Source organism: Dactylosporangium sp. NPDC049140 (assembly GCF_040648435.1).
The window spans coordinates 56,377-77,466 of the sequence record NZ_JBEZDS010000016.1 but is presented as its reverse complement, the minus strand read 5'-3'; the positions used below and the strand labels follow the sequence as shown (position 1 = coordinate 77,466).

Below are 21,090 nucleotides of genomic sequence, written 5' to 3'. Positions count from 1 at the left end.
GGCATGCGAGGGGGAGCGCTCAACATGCAGGCACCGTACGTTCGCGAAGTCGCACTGGTGGTGGGCGTTGCCACCGCCGGGGTGCTGACCGTTGCGCTCGTGGTCATCGGACCCGTGGCGGCGGACGATTCGCACCGCTATCCGCAGGTCACCCAGCTGCACCCGCCGCCCCACCCGCAGCCGTAGTCCACAACCCCCAGCGAATCCCCAGCTGGGCGGGGCGGGGGGCTGCTGGTCGCCGTCGCATTCGGCTGCGACACTGGGTTTTGACATGACCGAGCAGAATTCGCCGTGGGCGACGCCGGACACACAGACCGTGATCGAACCGGTCACCGTGCCCGCGTCGCCATCAGCCGCACCCGCCGAACCGTTCCGCCGGCGCGAGCAGCGGGTCGCGGGGGGCTACGCGTCCGGGCGGGTCGGGCGGTCGGGGACGCCTCCCGTGGTACCGCCGCCGGATCTGCCGGATCTCGAGCGCGCCGGCGACGACGATCCGATCCGCCGCAACCAGCGAATCCTGAAGTGGCTGGGCGGGGGCGCCATCCTGGTCGTCGCGATCGGGCTCATCGTGATCCTCGTGTCGGTGATGACCAACAACGCGACCACGCCGGGCGGGCTGTTCAACAAGCAGGCCGAGGGGCCCAGCGACACCCGGCCCGAGCTGGCGCGGCGCTGCCCGCCGCCGACCATCCCGCCGGACAACCCGAACCAGGGCGGCGAGGAGGTCCCGCCGGGTCCGCGCACGAGCGACGGCGAGTCCGGGATCAGCTACAAGCAGTACGGCGAGCCCTGGCGCCCGCTCGCCGAGAACTGGCGCGACCAGGGCGAACTCAAGATCACGTACCGCATCGGCCAGGACTTCGTCACCGAGCCGAACTACGACGGGGCCGGCGCCGACTACCACGCCACGATCCTGTCCGGCCACGTTCCCGCCGCGGTCAACGACGGCATGGTCCTCGACCTGCACTGCGTCGGCGACCAGATCGCCGCCGACGTGCGGATCAGCTTCTACCCCAAGGGCAACCAGCTCGAGCAGATCGCGGCGAAGGACCTGACGCTGGGCGGGCGCCCGGCCCGGCTGCTCAAGTTCCGCCTGCACTTCAACCAGCCCGGGCTGCGGGCCAAGAGCGAGCTGGTCTCGATCGCCCTGGTGGACCTGGGCAAGCCCGAGGCGGCGATCCTGTACGTGTCCATCCCCGACACGCACCGTCAGTTCGACTACGTCGCCGACGAGGCCCCCGAGAGCATCCGCCCCGTCTGAGCAGGGCAAGTGGCGCCGCTTGCATCCATCCGGCACGCTAGCCCGCATGAAGCAGCGGCTGGCCGCGGTGGCCCTCGGACTCTTCGCGGCCGTGGTGCCCGCCGGCGCCGCCCGGGCCGACGTCATCCGCGACACCGAGTGGCACCTGCGGTACCTCAGCGTCGCCGAGGCCAACGGGCACACCCGCGGCGAGGGCGTGACGGTCGCGGTGATCGACCGCGGCGTCGACCGGGCCCACGCCGACCTCGCCGGCGCCGTGCTCGACCCCGTCCGCGTCACCACGCCGGGCGACCCCGGGGCCGCGCCGAGCCCGTCGGACCCGCCGGCCGCCGGCGTCCCGGAGGCCGACCCGGACGGGCACGGTACCGCGCTCGCCGGCATCATCGCCGGTCAGGGCCACGGCTCCGAGCACGCCGACGGCGTCATCGGCATCGCGCCCGGCGCCAAGGTGCAGCCGATCGTGCTCGACACCCCGGTCGGCCGGGCGCCCACCGGCGACGAGCTCGCGGCCGGCATCGAGGCGGCGATCGCCCAGCGCACCGCGGTCATCGTGATCGGGTACTCGGTGGCCGGCAGCGAGCGGCTGCTGCAGGCGGTCCGCGACGCCCAGGCCGCCGACGCGATAATCGTGGCCGCCGACGGCGACCAGCCCGGCCGCGACTTCGAGCCCTACCCGGCCGCCTACGACGGCGTGATCACCGCGGTTCCGCTCACCCGCACCGGCGAGGTGCTGGTGACATCGGCGAGCGGCCGCAAGCTGGGCCTGGGCGTGCCCGGGTTCCAGATCATGACCACGAACAGCGGCAACCGGTACCGCGTCGACGACGGCAGCGCCTCGCCCGGCATCCTCGGGGCCGCGGTCGCGCTGGTCCGGGCGGCGTACCCGGGGGTCAAGGCGCCCGAGATCGTCCGCCGGCTCACGCTGACCGCGGTCGACGCGGGCCCGGCCGGCCCCGACGCCGACAACGGCCTCGGGCGGCTCGATCTCATTCAGGCGCTCACCCGGCGGCTGCCGAGCCCCTCGCCATCACCTTCGGTGAGATCAACATCACTCGCCGTCTCTCCGGCCGCAACGCCGGTCGCGGCGCCCTCGACACCGCGCTCCCGCGGGCCTTACGGCTGGCTGCTGGGCCTGCCGCTGCTCGCCGTGATCGCCGGAGTGGGCGTTTACGCCGGTCTGGCCGAACACCGAATCCGGATTTCGGCCCGAAACGAAGTAGATTCGGTGGGTGTCCAGTCGTAGCCCCGCTGTGCGGATCCCGGCTTCCAAGTATCCCGTCGAGCGCTTCACCCTGGCCAACGGCCTGCGCGTGGTGCTGACCCCAGATCGCGCCGCGCCGGTCGTCGGCGTGGCGGTGGTCTACGACGTCGGCATCAGATCCGAGCCCCAGGGGCGCACCGGCTTCGCCCACCTGTTCGAACACCTGATGTTCCAGGGCTCGGAAAACCTGGAGAAGCTCGCCCACTTCCGGCACGTGCAGGGCTCGGGCGGCACGTTCAACGGCTCGACGCACTTCGACTACACCGACTACTTCGAGACGCTGCCCTCCAACGCGCTGGAGCGGGCCCTCTTCCTCGAGGCCGACCGGATGCGCGCGCCGCGGCTGACCGAGGAGAACCTCCGCAACCAGATCGACGTGGTCAAGGAGGAGATCCGGGTCAACGTGCTCAACCGTCCCTACGGCGGCTTCCCCTGGCTGCGGCTCCCCCCGGTCATGTTCGATACGTTCGCCAACGCGCACGACGGCTACGGCTCGTTCGAGGACCTCGAGTCGGCGACCGTGGCCGACGCGGCCGACTTCTTCGACCGGTATTACGCCTGCGGCAACGCCGTGCTCGCGGTCTCCGGGGACTTCGACGTGGCCACCGCGACCGAGCTGGTCGAGCGGCACTTCGGCGACGTGCCGGCCCGGCCCGCACCGGTGCGCCCCGACTTCACCGAGGCCGACCTCACCGCGGAGCGCCGCTCCACCTACGAGGACCGGCTGGCGCCGCTGCCCGCCATCGCGGCCGCCTGGCGGGTGCCCGACCCGGTCAACGACCTCGCCGGCTACCTGCCCTACGTGGTCCTCGCCGAGGTCCTCACCGACGGCGACGCGTCGCGCCTGGTCGAGCGGCTGGTGCTGCGGGACCGGTCGGTGACCAGCGTCGGCGGGTACATCGGCTTCATGGGTGAGCCCTTCGCGGTACGCGACCCCACCGCCCTGGTGCTGCAGGCCCACCTCCCTCCCGGCGGCGACGTCGACAAGGTGCTGCGCACCGTCGAGGAAGAGTGCGCCCGCATCGCGAGCGACGGGCTCGCCCCCGACGAGCTGAGCCGGACCCAGGCGCGCATGGCCACCCACCTGCTGCGCGACACCGACGCGGTGCTCGGCCGCGCCCTGCAGATGGCCGTGCTGGAGCAGCAGCGCGGCGAGCCGGAGCTGCTCAACCGGCTCCACACGCTGATCGGTGACGTCACCGAGGAGCAGATCGTCGCGGCCGCGGCCCAGCTCGTGCCGTCCCGCCGCGCCGCGGTCGAGGTCATCGCCGGAGGAGCCAAGTGACTGTGCCAACCCCCTCGCGCGCCCTGCCGGTCCTCGGGCCCAACCGCGCGCTCAAGGTGCCCTCGACCGTCGAGCACACCCTGGACAACGGCCTCACCGTGATCGCGCTGCGCCGCCCGTCGGTGCCGCTGGCGGAGGTCCGCCTGCGGATGCCGTTCGCCCAGGCCGACCTGTCCCGGGCCGCGCTGCTGACCCAGACGGTGCTGTCCGGCACCTCGACCATGTCGACCGTCGACATCGCGGCCGAGCTGCAGAAGGTCGGCGGCGGGCTCTCCGCCGGCGCCGACCCCGACCGCCTGCTGATCTCGGGCAACTCCCTGGTGGACGGGCTCGATCGGCTGCTGGACATCCTTTCCGCCGTGCTCACCGACGCCGCGTACCCGGCGGAGGAGGTCGACACCGAGCGCGCCCGCCTCGTCGACCGGATCCGCGTCGCGCAGAGCCAGCCGAGCCACCTGGCCCGGGTCGCGCTGCTCAAGCGGATGTACGGCGCCCACCCCTACGCGGTGCAGACCCCGGCGCCGGAGCAGGTCGAGTCGGTCGTACCCGACGAGCTGCGACTGCTGCACAGCGAGCGGGTACACCCGGCCGGCGCCACGCTCGTGGTCGTCGGCGACCTCGAGCCGGAGCAGGCGATCGCCGCGGCCGAGCGGATGCTGGGCAAGTGGAACGGCGGCGGCCTGCTGGCCGAGCTGCCGCCCGCCCCGGCGCTCGAGCCCGGCCCGCTGACCCTGGTCGACCGGCCCGACTCGGTGCAGTCCTCGCTGCGCCTGGCGCTGCCGGCGGTGTCGCGCCGGCACCCCGACCACGCCGCGCTGCAGCTGGCGAACCTGGTCTTCGGCGGGTACTTCTCCTCCCGCTGGGTCGAGAACATCCGCGAGGACAAGGGGTACACCTACGGACCCCACTCGCTCATCGAGCACGCCGTAGCCGGCTCCGCGCTCGTGGTCTCCGCCGAGGTCGCCACCGAGGTGACCGGTCCGGCGCTGCTGGAGACGCTGTACGAGCTCGGGCGGATCGCCAGCCTCCCGCCGAAGGACGAGGAGCTGGAGCAGGCGCGGCAGTACGCGCTGGGCACGCTCCAGCTCGGGATGTCCACCCAGGCCGGGCTGGCCGGGCTGGTCTCCACCTACGCGGGCTTCGGGCTGCGGCTGGACTACCTGGCCGAGCACGCCGCCCGGCTGGCCAAGGCGAGCAAGGAGGACGTGGCCGCGGCGGCCGCGCAGTACCTGGCCCCGGCCCGGGCCGCCGCCGTCGTCCTCGGCGACGCCGCCCGGATCGAGTCCGGGCTCGCCGCCCTCACCTCGGTCCAGCGCGCCGAGGCGGCATGACCGCGTTAGTGCCCGACGCTCCGCCGTTCGCGCGCGGCCCGCTCGACCGGGCCGCGCACCGGCGCACCGACGAGGCCTGGCTCGCCGCGGCCTTCGAACGGGCCCGGGTCGTGGTGGTCGACGACGGCCACGTGCTGGTCCACCCGGGCGACGCGCCGGAGCTGGTCCTCATCGACCCCGCCGACGCGCCGGCAGGGGAGCGCTTCTTCCTCGGCGAGGCGGACGATGGCACCGTGTACTTCGCGGTCGCCGCCGACGTCACCGAGTCCGAGGGCACCCGCCGGGTCAACCTGCGCCAGGTCGGGGCGGCCCTGACCGACCTGCCCGCGGGGCTGTTCATCACCTCGGTCGCGCTGGCCAACTGGCACTCGCGGCACCCGTACAGCCCGCTGAGCGGCCGGCTGACCCGCCCCGCCCAGGGCGGCTGGGTGCGGGTGACCGAGGACGGCGAGGAGACGCTCTGGCCGCGCACCGACCCCGCGGTGATCATGCTGGTGCACGACGGCGTGGCCGGCCCGGACGGGCGCTGCCTGCTCGGGTTCAACGCGCAGTGGAAGGCGCTCGGCGCCACGGTGCCGCGCTTCTCCACCCTCGCCGGGTTCGTGGAGCCCGGCGAGTCGGCCGAGATGGCGGTCGCCCGGGAGGTGCTCGAGGAGGTCGGCGTGCGCGTCGGCGCGGTCACGTACCTCGCCAGCCAGCCCTGGCCCTTCCCGGGCTCGCTGATGCTCGGCTTCCACGCGCTCGCCCCGGAGGGCGCGGCGATCACCGTCGACGTGGAGGAGATCGCGGAGGCGCGGTGGCTGACGCGGAGCGAGATCGCGGCGGTGCTCGCGGGCGAGTCGGCCGAGTTCGGGCTGCCGTTCCCGGCCTCGATCGCGCACTACCTGATCACGTCCTGGCTGTACGCCTGAGCGCTTCGCGGTGCCAGGCCGCGCACCAGCGGTCCAGGACGGCGGCGGCGTGCGCGGGGGAGACCTCGCGCAGCTCGTCGTCGATGCGCTGGCTCACGAAGGCGTTGGTGGGGTGCCAGGCGAGGTCGCGCCAGACGGCCTCCTCGGTCACCCCGCCCGCCGGGCTCACCGTGCGCCGCAGCAGCGACAGCGGGCGCTCCGGCGTCGTCTCGGGACTGACCCGCACGAAGTACGTGACCAGCTGCCGCGGGTCCACCGGCGGCCCGGCACGCCAGGAGCGCATCGCCTCGTCGTTGAGCCGTTCCCCGGGCGCGGGCGCCTCGGGCCGGTAGGAGTGGGCGTGCATGCGCGCGAGCAGGTCGGGCTCGGGCGCGAGGCCCTCGTCGCGGATCTCGCCCACGAAGCGCTCCGGCCACAGCCACAGCCCGTCGGTGTGCAGCACGGCCGGCCCGTGGCCGCGGCCGATCGTCGTGCCGCCCGCGAGGTAGTCGGCGATCCGGCGGCGCCGCTCGGGATCGGCCACCCGCGGCCGCTCCGGCGCGTTGCGCACGGCGTACAGACGGGCAACCCGCATGGTGGCCGGCCTCCCCAGGCATCCCGGCGTTTCTAGCCAGCCACCGTAACGGATTTGCTCCCGTTCAGCTACCGACAGTTTCCAGATGCTTCTTGACCTGCACGATCGTCGGGTTGGTCATGGACACGCCGTCGTCGAAGCGCAGGGTCGGAACCGTCTGGTTGCCGCCGTTGACGGTCTCGACGAACTTCGCGGCCGCGGGGTCCCGCTCGATGTCGATCACCTGGTACTGGATGCCCTCGCGGTCCATCTGGGTCTTGAGGCGGTGGCAGTAGCCGCACCAGGTGGTGGAGTACATGGTCAGCATGGGGTGGTTCCTCCAGAAAGCATCGGCGGGGTCACACAGGCGAAACGGCATAACGTCGTACCCAACTGGAATGATGTCCAGCTGTGGCGGACTCCTCAGAGATTCTCGCGGGATTGGACCGGGACCAGTCCATCGCCGTGACCGCCCCGGCGGGACCCCTGTGCATCCTCGCCGGCGCGGGGACGGGCAAGACCAGGGCGATCACGCACCGCATCGCCCACCGGGTCCGGTCCGGGCAGGTCCGGGCCCAGCACGTCCTCGCCGTCACGTTCACCGCGCGGGCGGCCGCCGAGATGCGCGAGCGCCTGGGGCGCCTGGGCGCCGACGGGGTGCAGGCGCGCACGTTCCACGCGGCGGCGCTGCGCCAGGTGCGGTACTTCGCGCCCCGGCTCTTCTCCGGCCGCGACATGCCCCAGCTGCTGGACAGCAAGGCCCGGCTGGTGGGCCTGGCCGCGACCAAGGCCGGGCTGAAGACCGACCGCGAGGTGTCGCGCGACCTCGCGAGCGAGATCGAGTGGGCCAAGGCGTCGCTTGTCGAGCCGGACGACTACGCGGCCGCGGCGGCCAAGGCGCTGCGCGAGCCGCCGTTCGACGGGGCCCTGGTCGGCAAGGTGTACGCGCACTACGAGCGGGCCAAGCGCGCCCAGGGCGTGATCGACTTCGAGGACATGATCCGCGCCGCGATCTGGGCCGTCGAGGAGCACCCGGACGTCGCCGAGCAGGTCCGGGCGCAGTACCGGCACTTCGTCGTGGACGAGTACCAGGACGTCAACCCGATGCAGCAGCGGCTGCTCGACGCCTGGCTGGGCGGGCGCGAAGACCTCACCGTCGTCGGCGACGCCAGCCAGACGATCTACTCGTTCACCGGGGCGAGCGCGTCGTACCTCGTGGACTTCCGCCGCCGCCACCCCGGCGCCACGGTCGTCCGGCTCACCCGCGACTACCGCTCCACCCCGCAGGTCGTCGGCCTCGCCAACGCCGTCATCTCCCGCGCCCGCGGCGAGCTGTCCCGGCTGCGGCTGGAGCTCGTCGGGCAGCGCCCGGCCGGCCCGGAGCCGACCGTGAAGACCTTCGCCGACGAGCCCGAGGAGGCCGCGGCCGTGGCGGCGCGCTGCGCGGAGCTGATCGCCGCCGGCACCCCGGCGCGCGAGATCGCCGTGCTGTTCCGGGTCAACGCCCAGTCCGAGGTCTACCAGGAGGCGCTGGCCGAGGCCGGCATCCCCTACGTGGTGCACGGCACCGAGCGCTTCTTCGAGCGCACCGAGGTCCGCGAGGCGATGATCGCCCTGCGCTCCTACCGCGGCCCGCACGAGGGCGGGCTGCTCGAGATCGTGCACACGGCGCTCGAGCGGGTGGCCTGGCGCGCCGACGCCCCGCCCGCCGGCGGGGCCCAGCGGGAGCGCTGGGAGGCGGTCGCCGCGCTCGTCAGCCTGGCCGAGGGCATGGCGACGCTGTCGCTGGACGAGTTCAACACCGAGTTGCAGCGGCGGGCGGCGCTGCAGCACGTGCCGACTGTCGAGGGCGTCACGCTGTCCTCGCTGCACTCCGCCAAGGGGCTCGAGTGGGACGCCGTGTTCCTCGTCGGGCTCACCGAGGGGACCCTCCCGGTGATCCACGCCCGCACTCCGGACGCGGTGGAGGAGGAGCGGCGGCTGCTGTACGTCGGCGTCACCCGCGCCCGCCACACCCTCTGGCTCTCGCACGCGGCCGCGCGCACTCCCGGCGGCCGGGCCCGGCGGCCGAGCCGGTTCGTGCCCACGACCGCCTCGGCCGGCGCGGCCTCGGCCGGCGCCGCGCCCGCTCCCCGCCGCCCGCTGGACAAGGCCGCCGTGGCCGGGCGCGTCCGGCGGGTCATGGCCGTGTCCTGCCGGGTGTGCGGCACAGGGCTGGTCAACGGGGCCGACCGCAAGCTCGGGCGCTGCTCGACGTGCCCGTCGGACCTCGACGAGGACCTGCTGGCCCGGCTGGTGGACTGGCGGGCCCGGCTGGCCGCGATCCAGAAGGTGCCGGCGTTCGTGGTCTTCACCGACGTGACGCTGTCCGCGATCGCCGAGCGGCGGCCGTCGCGCCGCGAGGAGCTGGCCGCCATCGCGGGGATCGGGCCGCGAAAGCTGATGTTGTACGGCGACGACGTCGTCGCGCTCGTGGGTGGCACGAGCGTCGACGCGCTGGCCCGGTCCATCGATGAAGTTTGAGCGTTTCGGGGCACCATGAGCTGGCCCGACATGGCACACTGAGTACCAGCGCGAGCGGTTGCCCGGGGGCTGGAAACTGACAAAAAACTTTCCCCGATAAATCGTTTGCCCTACCGTTGGGGCACGGCATAGCCTGCGAACACGACGCCGGACGACCGGCGGTCGACTCACGACGAGTAGCTAGAGAGAAGGTGGGACCCGTGAAGCTCTATCTGACCTCGGAGCGGCACGCGCTGCTGCCTGCCCTCTGCTTGTCGACAGCGCCGACCGCTTCCCGGCAATGGCAGGACTCTGCCCTGGCTCCGATTCCGGCTGCCCTGGCTCCGACTGCTCTGGTTCCGGCCGCGCGCGTTGCGGGCGTTACCGGCGTTCCGGCTGCTCTGGTTCCGGCCGCGCTCGTCGCGGGCGCTACCGGGTCGGCCCGGGTGGATCTGACGGTTCGGGAGACCGAGCCGGCGGAGATCCGGACCGACGTCACGACCGATGAGATCCACGTCGCCTCGGCGGCTCTGCTCGACCAGCGCGGAATCCGGGTTCAGGGGACCACTGGGTTCAGCGCGAAGCACGACGACATGACGGCTCCGAAGCCCAATGGCGGAGTCCGCGGCATACCACCTCGAGGCAGGCCGGTCTAACAGACCGACCAACCGGCTCACCTCGAGGCCGCGGAACCCGTAACCGGGATCCGCGGCCTCATTCATTTGCACCAAACGATCACACCAAACGATCGAAAGACAGAAAGGGGTGACCGGGATGAGCCTGGCCTTGGCATCGATCGATGTGCGCATCGACCCGGCCTCGGACGAGCGTCTCCGTGCAGCTGCGCGGGGTGTGAAGTCCGACCTGCCGTGCCGCACCTTCGACCCGGACCTGTGGTTCGCCGACTCGCCGGCGGAGCTCGAGCTCGCGAAGTCGCTCTGCGTGGAGTGCCCGCTCCGCGCCGAGTGCCTGGCGGGCGCGATCGAGCGCGCCGAGCCCTGGGGCGTCTGGGGCGGCGAGATCTTCGAGCGCGGCGCGGTTGTGCCGCGTAAGCGTCCGCGGGGCCGCCCGCGCAAGGAGGACGTCGCTCGCGACGCCGTCCTGCGCGGCGAGGTTGCCGCCCGTACGGCGGCCGTGGTCGCCGGTGTGGCGGCCTGAGATGAGCGCACATCGCCAGCCGGCCAGCCGAGGACTGCGCGCCGCGCAGCCGACCCGGCTTAGTTCCACCGAGTTCGTCACCGACCGACCCAGGAGTTACGCGATGTCTTTGCAACTACTTCACGAAGCACTGTCGAGAGCGCGAATGCGTCGGCCTCAGACTGCCATCCACTCTGAGGCTTACCCGTCCGCCCGTCAGGTCGCCATGCGCGCTCGTCGCGAGCAGGAGCGTTTCCTGACCCGACCCTGACCCTGATGACGAGAAACGGGCCCCTTCACGCGGAGGGGCCCGTTTCCGTGTCTTGCTGCTGCTGCTGCTTCGCGCGTGCCTTCTTCGTGTCGGGCCTTCTCCGCGCTGCTGCTGCTTGGGCCGGCCTCCTGCGCGTCCGCTGCTGCTGCTTGGGCCGGCCTCTCCGCGCCGGCCCCCTGCTGCTTGCGCTGCGCCTTTCCTGCGCCGGCCGCTACTTCTTGCGCCGGGCCTTCTTGGCCTCCGGCTCGGCGAACCCCGGCAGCCACTCGGTCAGGATGGAGCGATAGGCGGCCTTTGCTTCCAATTGGCACAGCACGCCGATCGAGCCGAGCGTGACGCGGTGCACCAGCATGTACGACGGGGGCAGGTTGAGCTGGCGGCTCAGCGCGTACGCCGGGCTCTTGGGATTGGCGAGCCGGGTCGCCTCCCCGCGCAGCCAGGCCCGCGTGAACTGGAACTCGTCCTCGGCGAGCGGGTCGAGCATCGGCCGGATGTAGCCGAGCACGGCGGGCGCGTCGACCTTCGCGACGCCCTTGATGAACCCCTCCTGCCGCAGGCCGTCCAGCACCGCCTCGGCGTCCCCGGCCAGGGCCAGGCGGGTCAGCCGGCCGATGATGTCGGGGTGGCCGCCGGGCAGCCGGGCGACCGCGCCGAAGTCGAGCACGCCGAGCCGGCCGTCGTCGAGCAGGCGGTAGTTGCCGGGGTGCGGGTCCGCGTGGAGCATCTCGACCCGGGCCGGGGCGGAGAAGTGCAGCAGCGCCATGAGGTGCCCGGCCCGGTTGCGCTGTTCCTCGGTACCGCTGGAGATGATCCCCGACAGCGGCGTCCCCTCCACCCACTCGGTGACGAGGACGCGGGGCGAGGAGGCGAGCACCGGGGGTACGAAAATGTCGGGGTCGTCAGCGAAGGCCGCGGCGAACGCGGCCTGCGAGCGCGCCTCGAGCTCGTAGTCGAGCTCCTCGGTGACCCGGTCGCGGATCTCGGCCACGAGCGGCTTGACGTCCAGGCCGGGCTGGATCGCCTTGAAGAGCCCGGCGAAGCGCGCCAGCTGGTTGAGGTCGGAGCGCAGGGCGTCGCCGGCCCCCGGGTACTGGACCTTGACGGCCACGTCCCGCCCGTCCAACCACACGGCCCGGTGCACCTGCCCGATGGACGCGGCGGCGGCCGGCTTGTCGTCGAACTCCTTGAACCTTTCGCGCCAGTCGGCCCCGAGCGACTCGGCGAGCACCTTGTGCACGCTGGCGGCGGGCAGCGGCGGGGCGGCCTCCTGGAGCTTGGTCAGGGCCGCCCGGTACGGCCCGGCGAGCTCCTCGGGCAGTGCGGCCTCGAAGACCGACAGCGCCTGCCCCATCTTCATCGCGCCGCCCTTGAGCTGCCCAAGAACGCTGAACAGGTGCTCGGCGGTGCGGCGCTGTACATCGGCGGAGACGACTTCGGCGGCCATACCTGTCACGCGCTTGCCCAGCCCGAGCGCGGCGCGCCCGGCCAGCCCGAGGGGAAGCGACGCCAGCCGTGCGGTGCGGGCCACTGCGCCCCTAGGGATCTCGGTCACAAGTCATTCTTACCCGCTCGAGCCACCCCGACGACGGCGACGGCAGTCACAGCGTGGATGTCCGCCCTTTTCGGCCTCCGGCGTCCGCCTCGGGGCGACCCTGAATGTGACCGAGCGGAGTCCTGTGCTCGCCCGGCCGGGCTGCATCGGCCGCTTTGTCGTCCGCTTTCGGGCCCCCGCTCTGCTCACTCAAGGCACCCCCTGTCCCTTCGAGCCGGTTCGTCGTCGGCGACGGCAGTCGCAGCGCGGATGGGCGGTCCACTCCCGGCGCCGGATCTCTCCCGGCCGGGGGATCTCGACGATCGCCGCCTCGGTGCGCAGTGCGATCCCGTCGAGGTATGACAACACCTCGTCGGCCGCGAACGCCGCCCCCGCCATCGCCGTGGTCAGGCTGCACGGCTCGCCGATGCCCGGCGGGGCGGTGGCCAGCTGGGCCGCGAGCGCGGGCCAGGCCGGATCGCGGTCCTGCCGGTGCAGTTCCAGGCAGCCGCGGCACGGCGACCGGCTGGGCCGGACGAGCGGGCCGACGATTACCGTGCCGAGCCGCACCCGCACCTCCAGCCGCGGCAGCAGATGCACGCGCACCCCGCGCCGGTCGAGCGCATCGAGGCGCCGGTCGCCCACCCGCACCACGAAGTCGATGCCGTCCTCGCGCCCGGGCGTCATCCGTACCCAGGGCGCGTGCCGGGCGATCGCGGTGGAAGTGGCCAGGAACCGCGAGGCCGCCACGTCGTCGCGGGCCAGGCCGCCGACCGCCACATCCGCGGCCGTCGCCCGGCCCTCGACCACCGGTTCGACGTGCCCGACCCCGGCCCCGGCCAGCGCCGCGGCCAGCGGCGCCACCAGAGGCCCGTCACCGGCCACTATCACGCGCGCCGTCCGGCGCCGTCGTAACACCCCGGCCGCCGTCTGCCGGCGCGCTCCGGCCGTCCCCGACCGCGTCGCCGCCGTGGGCCGCTCCGCACCGGACATCGGCCGTAGGTCCAGCGCGGCCTCTCCCGCTGAAGTCGCCCGCCCTGCCACCGCCGCGGGCCCCGTCGCCGCCTCAGTCGCCCGGCCCGTCGCGGACATCGGCCGCAGTTCCATCGAGGCGGCCGCCGTTGGCTGCGTAGTAGTCACCGGTGGCGGCTCCGCCTCAGACGCCGGCCCGCCCCCATCAGTCCCCGTCAGCCCCGCCCGCAGCCGAAGGCTGATCGCCGCCGCCTCGGTAGCGAGCCCATCCCCCTCGTCCGGCCGCAGCCCGGTCGGCAGCATCTCGTGCGCGGCCACCACCATCCCCGTGGCCCGCAGCGCCTCGACCAGGTCGAGCACCTCCGCCCCGTCCACCCCGAACGGCCGGGCCTCGGTGAACACCCGCTGCAGCGTGCGCGACCCGTCGAGCAGGTCGAGCACCCGCGCCAGCCCCGGCCGCCTCAGCTCGAGCACGACGGCGGTGGCCGGGTCGGTGCCCAGCTGGATGGTCCGCTCGTCGCGCCAGAGGCGCCGCAGCCCCGGAAGCAGCCTCGGTCGCATGCCCCAACGCTCCCACGCCTGCCGCCGGCCGGCGGTGGTTGTCCACAGGACGATCCACCGCTGGCCGGCGTTATCCACAGCCGGCGGGCTGGTTATCCACAGGGAAAGGGGCAAAGGCCGCGTACCGCGCGGGGTTCACGCGAGCATCTGAAGCTTCGGTCCCTCCGGCGTGGATGGCGAACCTCGCTGACTGCCGCAGGACCGATATTCCGGAAATGTCCGTCATAAAGCGCGGACCGATCCGGCCGAATGCCGGGCGGGGAGGGCACTCAGCGCGGTACGGCGCCGCAAGCCAGTCCGAGGTGCGTCGGTGCGAGGCGGGCCGAGCTGCGGGCTCAGGCCTTGCCGAGGATTCGGTTGACCGTGGTGCCGCAGACCGGGCAGGCGCCCTTGGCCATCTTCATGCCGGTCTTCGAGATGGCGATCTCGCCCTCGAAGTCCCGCTTCTCCTTGCACTTGACGCAGTAGCCGTTGTAGGTCTCGGCCACGATGCCCTCCTCATCTCGGTCCGGCACGTTCCGCGCACCGGTGCTGACCAGCTAGGCCAACGTGGTGAGTGTGCCTTGTCGGACACTCGGGGAAAGTGCGGTTAGACGGGACACGCCGAGCGTAATCGGAAGATCTTCCTCTAACCGCACCGTACACACTATGCACAGCCTGGGGATAACCGTGTGGGCAACGGTGTGGGTTGCTGTGGATGAAATCGTCGCGGGTACCCGGAGCAGGCCGGACTTCCGGCGGAATCTTTCCGGCGAGTGCCCACGAATGGGTGACTTACGGACGCGCTCCCAGAGATTGGGCCTTGCGAAGGGATGGCTTCCTCCGGCTAGCGTTCCCCCGTGAGCGGGACCCGAGGGGGGCGGCCGGCATGACCCGCAAGCCGGTCATTGAGGTGCGGCGCAGCAAGCGCCGCCGTCGCACGGTGTCGGCGTACCGTGACGGCGAGCGTGTGGTGGTGCTGATTCCGGCCCAGTTCTCCCGCGCCGAAGAGCGCGAGTGGGTCGACCGGATGCTCGAGCGCCTGGCGGTGCGGGAGCAGCGAGCACGGCGGACCGATGTGGAGCTGGCCGGTCGGGCGCAACGCCTCGCGGCCCGCTACCTGCCCGACCATCCTTCGGCCGCCCGCCCGGCGAGCGTTCGCTGGGTGCAGAACCAGAACGGGCGTTGGGGATCTTGCACGCCGGCCGACGGTACCATCCGGATCTCCCACCGCGTGCAGGAGATGCCCGACTGGGTCATCGACTACGTGCTGCTGCACGAGCTGTCACACCTGGTCATCCCGAGCCACAGCAGCGCCTTCTGGGCCCTGGTTGCCCGCTATCCGAAGTCGGAGCGCGCCCGGGGGTATCTTGAGGGGGTGTCAGCGGCCGCCGGTCTTGGGATCACCGAATGACGGTTGCCGCCGTCGTCGCGCTACTCGTGCCGGTCGTCTGGGCTCCGCCCGGTACCGACCCCGACACCTGGCGCTCGGCCATGGCCGAGGATCTCGTCGACCTGCTGACCCCGCTGCCGCGCGTCCAGCCGGCCATCGCCGCCATCACGGCCGACCTGCCCCTGGCCGCCAAGATCGCCTGGCCGTCGACCCGGATCTACGAGATCCCGGCCCCGACCATCCGCGCCGCGCTCGCCGCCGCGGCCGCCGACGGGCACGACAAGGCGGCGGTACTGGTCGCCGACGCCCCCGACCTCCCGGCCATGCTCGTGGGCAAGCTGCTGCGACCGCTGTCGACCCGCCACCTGGCGGTCGCCCCGGCGCACAACGGGGGCCTGCTCGGCGCGGCCGCCCGCCTGCCGCTGCCGGAGTGGGTGCCCGAGCTCGACGCCGAGACCGGCGACGTGGCCGCGGCGCGCCGCCCGGCCCCGGAGCCGACAATGGTCGCCTCCGCGCCGGGCTGGCACCGCCTGCGCGGCCCCGAAGACCTCCGTCGCCTGGATCTCGGGCTGGACGGCTGGGACGCGACCCGCGCGCTGCTGACCTGACCTGGTTCAGTCCTCGGGCTTGGGCTCTTCCGCGGTGCCGGTCTCGTCGTTGAAGCCGAGGTCGCCGAGGTCGAGCTGGGTCCGCGCGAACATGTCCGGGTCGGCGAACGCCTCCTCGTCGGGCAGCAGGTCCGGGTGGCCCCAGAGCGCGTCGCGCCCGCTGACCCCGCGGTGCTCGGTGAGCGCGTTCCACAGCGCCGTGGCCTCGCGCAGCCGCCGCGGCCGCAGCTCCAGGCCGACCAGGGCCGCGAACGTCTGCTCGGCCGGGCCGCCGGCCGCGCGGCGGCGGCGGAAGGCCTCGGAGAGCTTCACGACGTCGGGCAGGCGGTCGCCGGCCGCGCGGTCCACCACGTGGCAGACCCAGCCCTCGACGAGCGCGAGCGCCGTCTCGAGCCGGGCCAGGGCCGCGCGCTGCTGCGGCGTGTCCTCGGGTGTGAAGATGCCCTCGAGCACCAGCTCCTGCGGGTCGTTGCCCAGCGTGGAGGGGTCGATGCGGCTCATCGCCTCCTCGATCGCCTCGCGGTCGACGTGGATGCCGGCCGCGTAGGCCTCGACGGCGGCGAAGACGTGTCCACGCAGCCACGGGACGTGCCCGAAGAGCCGTTGGTGGGCCGCCTCGCGCAGGGCCACATAGAGACGGACCTGGTCGTCGGGGATTTCCAGCCCTTTGCCGTACTCCGCGATGTTCGCCGGCACCAGTGCCGCCGTGCCGGCCGGGCCGAGGGGCAGGCCGATGTCGCCGGCCGACAGGACCTCGGCCGCCAGCGAACCCAGCGCGGTGCCCAGCTGACCGCCGAGCAGCGCCCCGCCGAGCGAGGCCACCATCGAGGTCATCGGCCCCATCTGGGCGCGCATCTCCTCGGGCACGAGCTCGGTCATCGCCGAGACCATGCGGGCCGCCACCGGGTCGCAGAGCTTGCGCCAGATCGGCAGGGTCTGGTTGAGCCACTCGCCGCGGCTCCAGGCGGCCGTCGACCGGACGCCGGAGGGCAGCGAGGACTCCGGCTCGAGCCACAGGTCGGCCAGGCGCAGGGCCTCGATGACCGCGGCGCGCTCGACGGCCGTCACGGCCGGGTCGCCGACGGGCTTGGCGGCGTCCGGGTCGCTCGGCTCCGCCGTCGGCAACGGGGTGCCGGGCATCGCGAAGCCGACCGGGAACTGCGACACGCCGGCCGCCGGGCCGGCCCCGGTGAGGTGGGCCTGAGCCAGCTGTCGCGCCAGATCCCAGTTGACCGGACCGCCACCGGGCGTGGCGAACAACTGTTGCAGCTGGCTCAGGAATTGCTGCATCTGGCGCGGATCGTTCGGATCCGGCACGTCGCCGCCGGACGGACCGAAGCCGAACGGGATGTCTGCTGGCATTCCCCAAAGGTACTCGCTTCCAGGTGCTCCGGGCCGGGAGCGCTAGGCTCGCCGCCATGAGACGTCGTGGGCTGACCGTGCTGTTCGGCGCGCTGCTCCTGTTGGTGCTGGCTTGGCAGGCGACCGTGGTCAAGGTGCCGTACGTCGAGATGGGCCCCGGCCCGACGTACGACACGCTCGGCACAGACACGGGCAAGCCCGGCGGACACCCGATCATCAGCGTCGACGGGGCCGAGGCCACCAAGTCCAAGGGTCAGCTGCGCATGACCACCGTCTCGGTCCAGCCGGACATGACCCTGCTCGACGCCATGATCGGCTGGTGGCAGCAGGACCGGGCGGTCGTGCCGCGCGAGCTCATCTACCCGCCGGACCGCACCCAGCAGCAGGTCGACGAGGACAACGCCCGCGACTTCCAGCAGTCGCAGACGTCGGCCGAGACCGTCGCCCTGCGCGAGCTCGGCTACCCGGTCATGGTCACCGTGGCCGAGGTCAGCGCCGGTTTCCCGGCCGAGGGCAAGCTGCAGAAGGACGACGTCATCAAGTCCGTGGACGGCACCGCGGTGGACAGCCCCGACAAGCTCACCCAGCTCGTGCGGGCCAAGCCGGCCGGCACGACGCACCAGATCGAGATCGTGCGGGGCGGGCAGACGCAGACCGTCGAGGTCGCGACCAAGGCCGGCGACGACGGCAGCCCGCGCATCGGCATCCAGGCCGGCACCAGCCAGCCGCACCCCTTCAAGCTGACGATCCAGCTCGACCGCATCGGCGGCCCGTCGGCCGGCCTGATGTTCACGCTGGGCATCATCGACACGATCAAGCCCGAGGACCTCACGGGCGGCATAGTCATCGCCGGGACCGGCACGATCGACGACGCCGGCGCTGTCGGCCCGATCGGCGGCATCCCGCAGAAGCTCGTGGCCGCGAAGGCCGCCGGGGCCAAGGTGTTCCTCACGCCCGCGGCCAACTGCGGCGAGGCGATGGACAACCCGCAGGCGGGCCTGCCCTTGATCAAAGTGAACAACATCGACGACGCGCTGACCGCGCTCGACACGCTGCGAGCCGGTCGGACGCCGACGCTGTGTAGCCGATGACTACGCTGGACGAGTTTCCATACGCGAACGGGCGGAGCCGACCGTGGTAATGCGTAATCCAATGACCAGGGTGAGCCGGCGAGGGCGGGTCACGATCGCCGTCCTGGTGGTCGTCTTCCTGCTGTTCACGTTGTTCGACCGGGTGGTCGGGGCGTGGGCCGACTATCTGTGGTTCTCCGAGGTCAAGTACCCCCAGGTCTTCACCGGGGTGCTCACGACGCGGATCTGGATGTTCGCGATCTTCGGCGTGGCCGTCGGGCTCGTCATCGCCGCCAACCTCTACCTGGCCTACCGCACCCGCCCGCTGCTGCGGCCGCACTCGGCCGAGCAGCACGCGCTGGACCGCTACCGCCTGTTCCTGCTGCCGCACATGACCGGCTGGATCGTCCTGGTCGCCGGCCTGATCGGGCTGTTCTCCGGCCTCTCGGCACAGGGCCACTGGCAGGACTGGATGCTGTTCAGCAACAGCACCCCGTTCGGCCAGACCGACCCGCAGTTCCACGTGGACCTGTCGTTCTACGTGTTCGAGTACCCGTTCTGGCGGTACCTGCTGGGCGTCGCCTTCACCGCCGTGGTCTTCTCGCTGATCGGCGCGCTCGCGCTGCACTACCTCTTCGGCGGGGTGCGCCTGCAGGGCGCCGGCGAGCGGATGACGGCCGCGGCGCGGGCCCACCTGACCACCCTCGTCGCGGCCTTCGTGCTGCTCAAGGCGGCGGCGTACTTCCTGGACCGCCGCGGCCTGCTGCTCGACAAGTTCCCCACGCAGGATCTGTACGGCGCCGGGTACACCAACATCAATGCTCTTCTGCCGGCCAAGGAGATCCTCGCGTGGATCTCCATCGTGGTCGCCATCGCCATTCTCGTGTTCTCCAACGCCTTCATGCGCAACCTGGTATGGCCCGGCCTGGCGCTCGGCCTGCTGGCGCTGTCGGCGGTGGCGGTCGGCGGCATCTACCCGGCCGCGGTGCAGTCGTTCACCGTCAAGCCGAGCCAGCTGCAGAAGGAGGCGCCGTACTTCAAGTACGCGATCGACGCCACCCGCGAGGCCTACGGCTTGAAGGACGTGCAGGTGACGCCGTACGCGGCGGACAACACCAGTCCGCCCCAATCGCTGATCAACGGCACCGACCCGACCGTCAACAACATCCGGCTGCTCGACCCGGCCGTCGTCGGTGACACGTACACCCAGCAGCAGCAGGTCCGCGGCTTCTACGAGTTCAACCCGAAGCTGGACATCGACCGGTACTCGCTGACCGACCCCAAGACGGGGAAGTCCCGCACCCAGGACTACATCGTGGGCGTCCGGGAGATCCGCTACGACCAGCTCCAGCAGAACAACTGGCAGAACCGGCACAGCGTCTACACGCACGGCTACGGCTTCGTCGCGGCCCCGGCCAACCAGGTCGTCTGCGGGGGCCAGCCGTTCTACGTCTCCGGCTTCCTCAGCGACAACACCAAGCCCGACGACCAGGGCAGCGAGCAGTGCGCCTCGGACGAGGACCAGATCAAGGTCACCCATCCGCAGATCTACTACGGCGAGCAGATGGGCGACGTCTACGCGATCGTCGGCAAGGGCAAGACCGCCGACCGCAACGCCGAGTTCGACCGGCCGACCGGCGGCTCGGGCGACCAGGACCAGTACTCGACGTACGACGGCAGCGGCGGCGTCGACGTGAACACCTTCTGGCGCCGGCTGCTCTACGCGTCGTACTTCCGCGAGACCAACTTCCTGCTCTCCGGCGTGCTCAACGACCACTCGAAGGTGCTGTACGTCCGTGACCCGGAGACCCGGGTGCGCAACATCGCGCCGTTCCTGACGCTGGACAGCGACCCGTACCCGGCGGTCGTGGACGGCAAGATCCAGTGGATCATCGACGGGTACACCACGTCGGCGACCTACCCGTACGCGCAGAAGATCGACTGGAACACCGCGATCCAGGACTCCTCGACCGGCGGCCGGGTGTTCCCGGAGCCGCGCCAGGACGTCAACTACCTGCGCAACTCGGTCAAGGCGACGGTCGACGCGTACACCGGCGAGGTCAAGCTCTACGCGTTCGACGAGAGCGACCCGGTGCTCAAGACCTGGAACAAGGCCTTCGGCGGCAAGCTGGTCCAGCCGCGCTCGGCGATCTCGCCGAGCCTGATGGACCACCTGCGGTACCCGGAGGACCAGTTCAAGGTCCAGCGTGACCTGCTCAGCCGCTTCCACGTCACGTCGCCCGAGGGCTTCTTCTCCGGCCAGGACTTCTGGGAGGTCCCGAAGGACCCGGCGAACGCGACGGCCGACCAGCCGCCGTACTACCTCGTCGCCCAGCTGCCCGGCCAGAACGACGCCCGCTTCCAGCTCACCGCCGCGATGGCCCCGCGCAAGCGCGGCAACCTGGCGGCGCTGATGTCGGCGTCGTACGTCAACGGCCAGCCCCGCTTCGAGGTGCTGGAGCTACCGGCCAACACCGCGATCCAGGGCCCGAACCAGACCCACAGCAGCATGACGTCGATCGCGGACGCCAGACGCGAGCTGACCCAGTTCAGCTCGCAGAACTCCGACGTGTTCTACGGAAACCTGCTGTCCCTGCCGGTGGCCAACGGCATGTTGTACGTCGAGCCGATCTATCTGAAGGCGAAGAACGAAACCGCGTTCCCGCGCCTGCAGAAGGTGCTCGTCGCCTACGGCCCGAAGTACATGGCCTACGCCGACGACCTCGCATCGGGCCTGGATCAGCTCGTCAAACAGCTGACCGGCCAGGCGCCGGTGCCCCAGACCGACAACGGCAACACCGACCAGGGCACGACCGGCAATCCAGGCACCCAGGGCACGCCCCAGGTCCAGGAGGCCATAGCCGCGATGAACAAGGCGATAGCCGACCTCAAGGCGGCCCAGCAGTCGGGCGACTTCGAGGCGTACGGCAAGGCCCTCAAGGCGCTGCAGGACGCGATAGCGCGGTACCAGGAGGCCACGAAGGCGGCGGGTGCGAGCCCGTCCCCGAGCGGTTCGCCGGGCAACACCACGTCGGCGGGCGCCTCGCCGTCGCCGTCGGTCCAGCCGTCGTCGGGCTGATCGGGCAGGTCATTGCCGTCCGG

At 72.0% G+C, this 21,090-nt stretch carries 19 protein-coding genes; 13 read left to right on the top strand and 6 right to left on the bottom strand.

Annotated features, from left to right (window positions below):
• Positions 1–24 precede the first annotated feature (24 nt).
• From AB0B76_RS25630 to nudC, 6 genes are all read left to right on the top strand, one after another.
• Positions 25–186, top strand: a complete 162-nt coding sequence (locus tag AB0B76_RS25630; RefSeq protein WP_360379814.1) for a hypothetical protein — start codon at positions 25–27, stop codon at positions 184–186.
• 85 nt (positions 187–271) lie between these two features.
• The gene (locus tag AB0B76_RS25625) at positions 272–1,261 is read left to right on the top strand and encodes a hypothetical protein (RefSeq protein ID WP_360379812.1); all 990 of its coding nucleotides are present in this window, start codon (positions 272–274) and stop codon (positions 1,259–1,261) included.
• Between the two features lie 46 nt (positions 1,262–1,307).
• Entirely contained in the window at positions 1,308–2,504 is a 1,197-nt protein-coding gene (locus tag AB0B76_RS25620) for a S8 family serine peptidase (RefSeq protein WP_360379809.1), read from the top strand.
• A 7-nt stretch (positions 2,505–2,511) separates the two neighbouring features.
• Complete coding sequence (locus tag AB0B76_RS25615; RefSeq protein ID WP_360380116.1) at positions 2,512–3,807, top strand: pitrilysin family protein; 1,296 nt, start codon at positions 2,512–2,514, stop codon at positions 3,805–3,807.
• Positions 3,804–5,138, top strand: a complete 1,335-nt coding sequence (locus AB0B76_RS25610; protein ID WP_360379806.1) for a pitrilysin family protein — start codon at positions 3,804–3,806, stop codon at positions 5,136–5,138. Before AB0B76_RS25615 ends, AB0B76_RS25610 begins: the two co-directional genes overlap by 4 nt.
• Positions 5,135–6,049, top strand: a complete 915-nt coding sequence (gene nudC / locus AB0B76_RS25605; RefSeq protein WP_360379804.1) for an NAD(+) diphosphatase — start codon at positions 5,135–5,137, stop codon at positions 6,047–6,049. The genes AB0B76_RS25610 and nudC overlap by 4 nt, the downstream gene beginning before the upstream one ends.
• Here nudC and AB0B76_RS25600 read toward each other — a convergent pair.
• Both AB0B76_RS25600 and AB0B76_RS25595 read right to left on the bottom strand, forming a co-directional pair.
• The gene (locus tag AB0B76_RS25600) at positions 6,027–6,623 is read right to left on the bottom strand and encodes a hypothetical protein (protein WP_360379802.1); all 597 of its coding nucleotides are present in this window, start codon (positions 6,621–6,623) and stop codon (positions 6,027–6,029) included. The two genes, nudC and AB0B76_RS25600, sit on opposite strands and share 23 nt — an antisense overlap.
• Positions 6,624–6,687: 64 nt before the next feature.
• Entirely contained in the window at positions 6,688–6,930 is a 243-nt protein-coding gene (locus AB0B76_RS25595) for a mycoredoxin (RefSeq protein WP_360379800.1), read from the bottom strand.
• 83 nt (positions 6,931–7,013) lie between these two features.
• On the opposite strand from AB0B76_RS25595, the gene AB0B76_RS25590 reads away from it, so the two are divergent.
• From AB0B76_RS25590 to AB0B76_RS25580, 3 genes are all read left to right on the top strand, one after another.
• Positions 7,014–9,125 carry an ATP-dependent DNA helicase UvrD2 gene (locus AB0B76_RS25590; protein ID WP_360379797.1) on the top strand — a complete coding sequence of 704 codons (2,112 nt, stop codon included), beginning with the start codon at positions 7,014–7,016 and terminating at the stop codon, positions 9,123–9,125.
• A gap of 200 nt (positions 9,126–9,325) precedes the next feature.
• A complete protein-coding gene (locus AB0B76_RS25585) occupies positions 9,326–9,760 on the top strand; it encodes a hypothetical protein (RefSeq protein ID WP_360379794.1) in 435 nt (144 codons plus the stop codon).
• 118 nt (positions 9,761–9,878) lie between these two features.
• Entirely contained in the window at positions 9,879–10,262 is a 384-nt protein-coding gene (locus AB0B76_RS25580; protein WP_360379792.1) for a WhiB family transcriptional regulator, read from the top strand.
• 461 nt (positions 10,263–10,723) lie between these two features.
• On the opposite strand, the gene AB0B76_RS25575 is transcribed toward AB0B76_RS25580, so the two are convergent.
• The 3 genes from AB0B76_RS25575 to AB0B76_RS25565 all read right to left on the bottom strand — a co-directional run bounded on the left by AB0B76_RS25575 (position 10,724) and on the right by AB0B76_RS25565 (position 14,064).
• Positions 10,724–12,064, bottom strand: coding sequence for an AarF/ABC1/UbiB kinase family protein (locus tag AB0B76_RS25575; protein WP_360379790.1), 1,341 nt, complete (start codon positions 12,062–12,064; stop codon positions 10,724–10,726).
• 189 nt (positions 12,065–12,253) lie between these two features.
• Complete coding sequence (locus AB0B76_RS25570; RefSeq protein WP_360379787.1) at positions 12,254–13,576, bottom strand: hypothetical protein; 1,323 nt, start codon at positions 13,574–13,576, stop codon at positions 12,254–12,256.
• A gap of 335 nt (positions 13,577–13,911) precedes the next feature.
• Positions 13,912–14,064 carry a DUF5679 domain-containing protein gene (locus AB0B76_RS25565; protein ID WP_190251171.1) on the bottom strand — a complete coding sequence of 51 codons (153 nt, stop codon included), beginning with the start codon at positions 14,062–14,064 and terminating at the stop codon, positions 13,912–13,914.
• Positions 14,065–14,444: 380 nt separating this feature from the next.
• On the opposite strand from AB0B76_RS25565, the gene AB0B76_RS25560 reads away from it, so the two are divergent.
• Both AB0B76_RS25560 and AB0B76_RS25555 read left to right on the top strand, forming a co-directional pair.
• Positions 14,445–14,969, top strand: coding sequence for a M48 family metallopeptidase (locus AB0B76_RS25560; RefSeq protein WP_360379784.1), 525 nt, complete (start codon positions 14,445–14,447; stop codon positions 14,967–14,969).
• Positions 14,966–15,556: a hypothetical protein gene (locus AB0B76_RS25555; protein ID WP_360379782.1), complete on the top strand. Its 591-nt coding sequence runs from the start codon at positions 14,966–14,968 to the stop codon at positions 15,554–15,556. The genes AB0B76_RS25560 and AB0B76_RS25555 overlap by 4 nt, the downstream gene beginning before the upstream one ends.
• Before the next feature lie 6 nt (positions 15,557–15,562).
• Here the strand turns inward: AB0B76_RS25555 and AB0B76_RS25550 are convergent, their stop codons facing one another.
• Complete coding sequence (locus AB0B76_RS25550) at positions 15,563–16,918, bottom strand: zinc-dependent metalloprotease (RefSeq protein ID WP_360379780.1); 1,356 nt, start codon at positions 16,916–16,918, stop codon at positions 15,563–15,565.
• A 56-nt stretch (positions 16,919–16,974) separates the two neighbouring features.
• Between AB0B76_RS25550 and AB0B76_RS25545 the strand changes: the two genes are divergently transcribed.
• Both AB0B76_RS25545 and AB0B76_RS25540 read left to right on the top strand, forming a co-directional pair.
• A complete protein-coding gene (locus tag AB0B76_RS25545) occupies positions 16,975–18,009 on the top strand; it encodes a PDZ domain-containing protein (RefSeq protein ID WP_360379777.1) in 1,035 nt (344 codons plus the stop codon).
• A 43-nt stretch (positions 18,010–18,052) separates the two neighbouring features.
• Positions 18,053–21,067 carry a UPF0182 family protein gene (locus AB0B76_RS25540; RefSeq protein WP_360379774.1) on the top strand — a complete coding sequence of 1,005 codons (3,015 nt, stop codon included), beginning with the start codon at positions 18,053–18,055 and terminating at the stop codon, positions 21,065–21,067.
• Positions 21,068–21,090 lie beyond the last annotated feature (23 nt).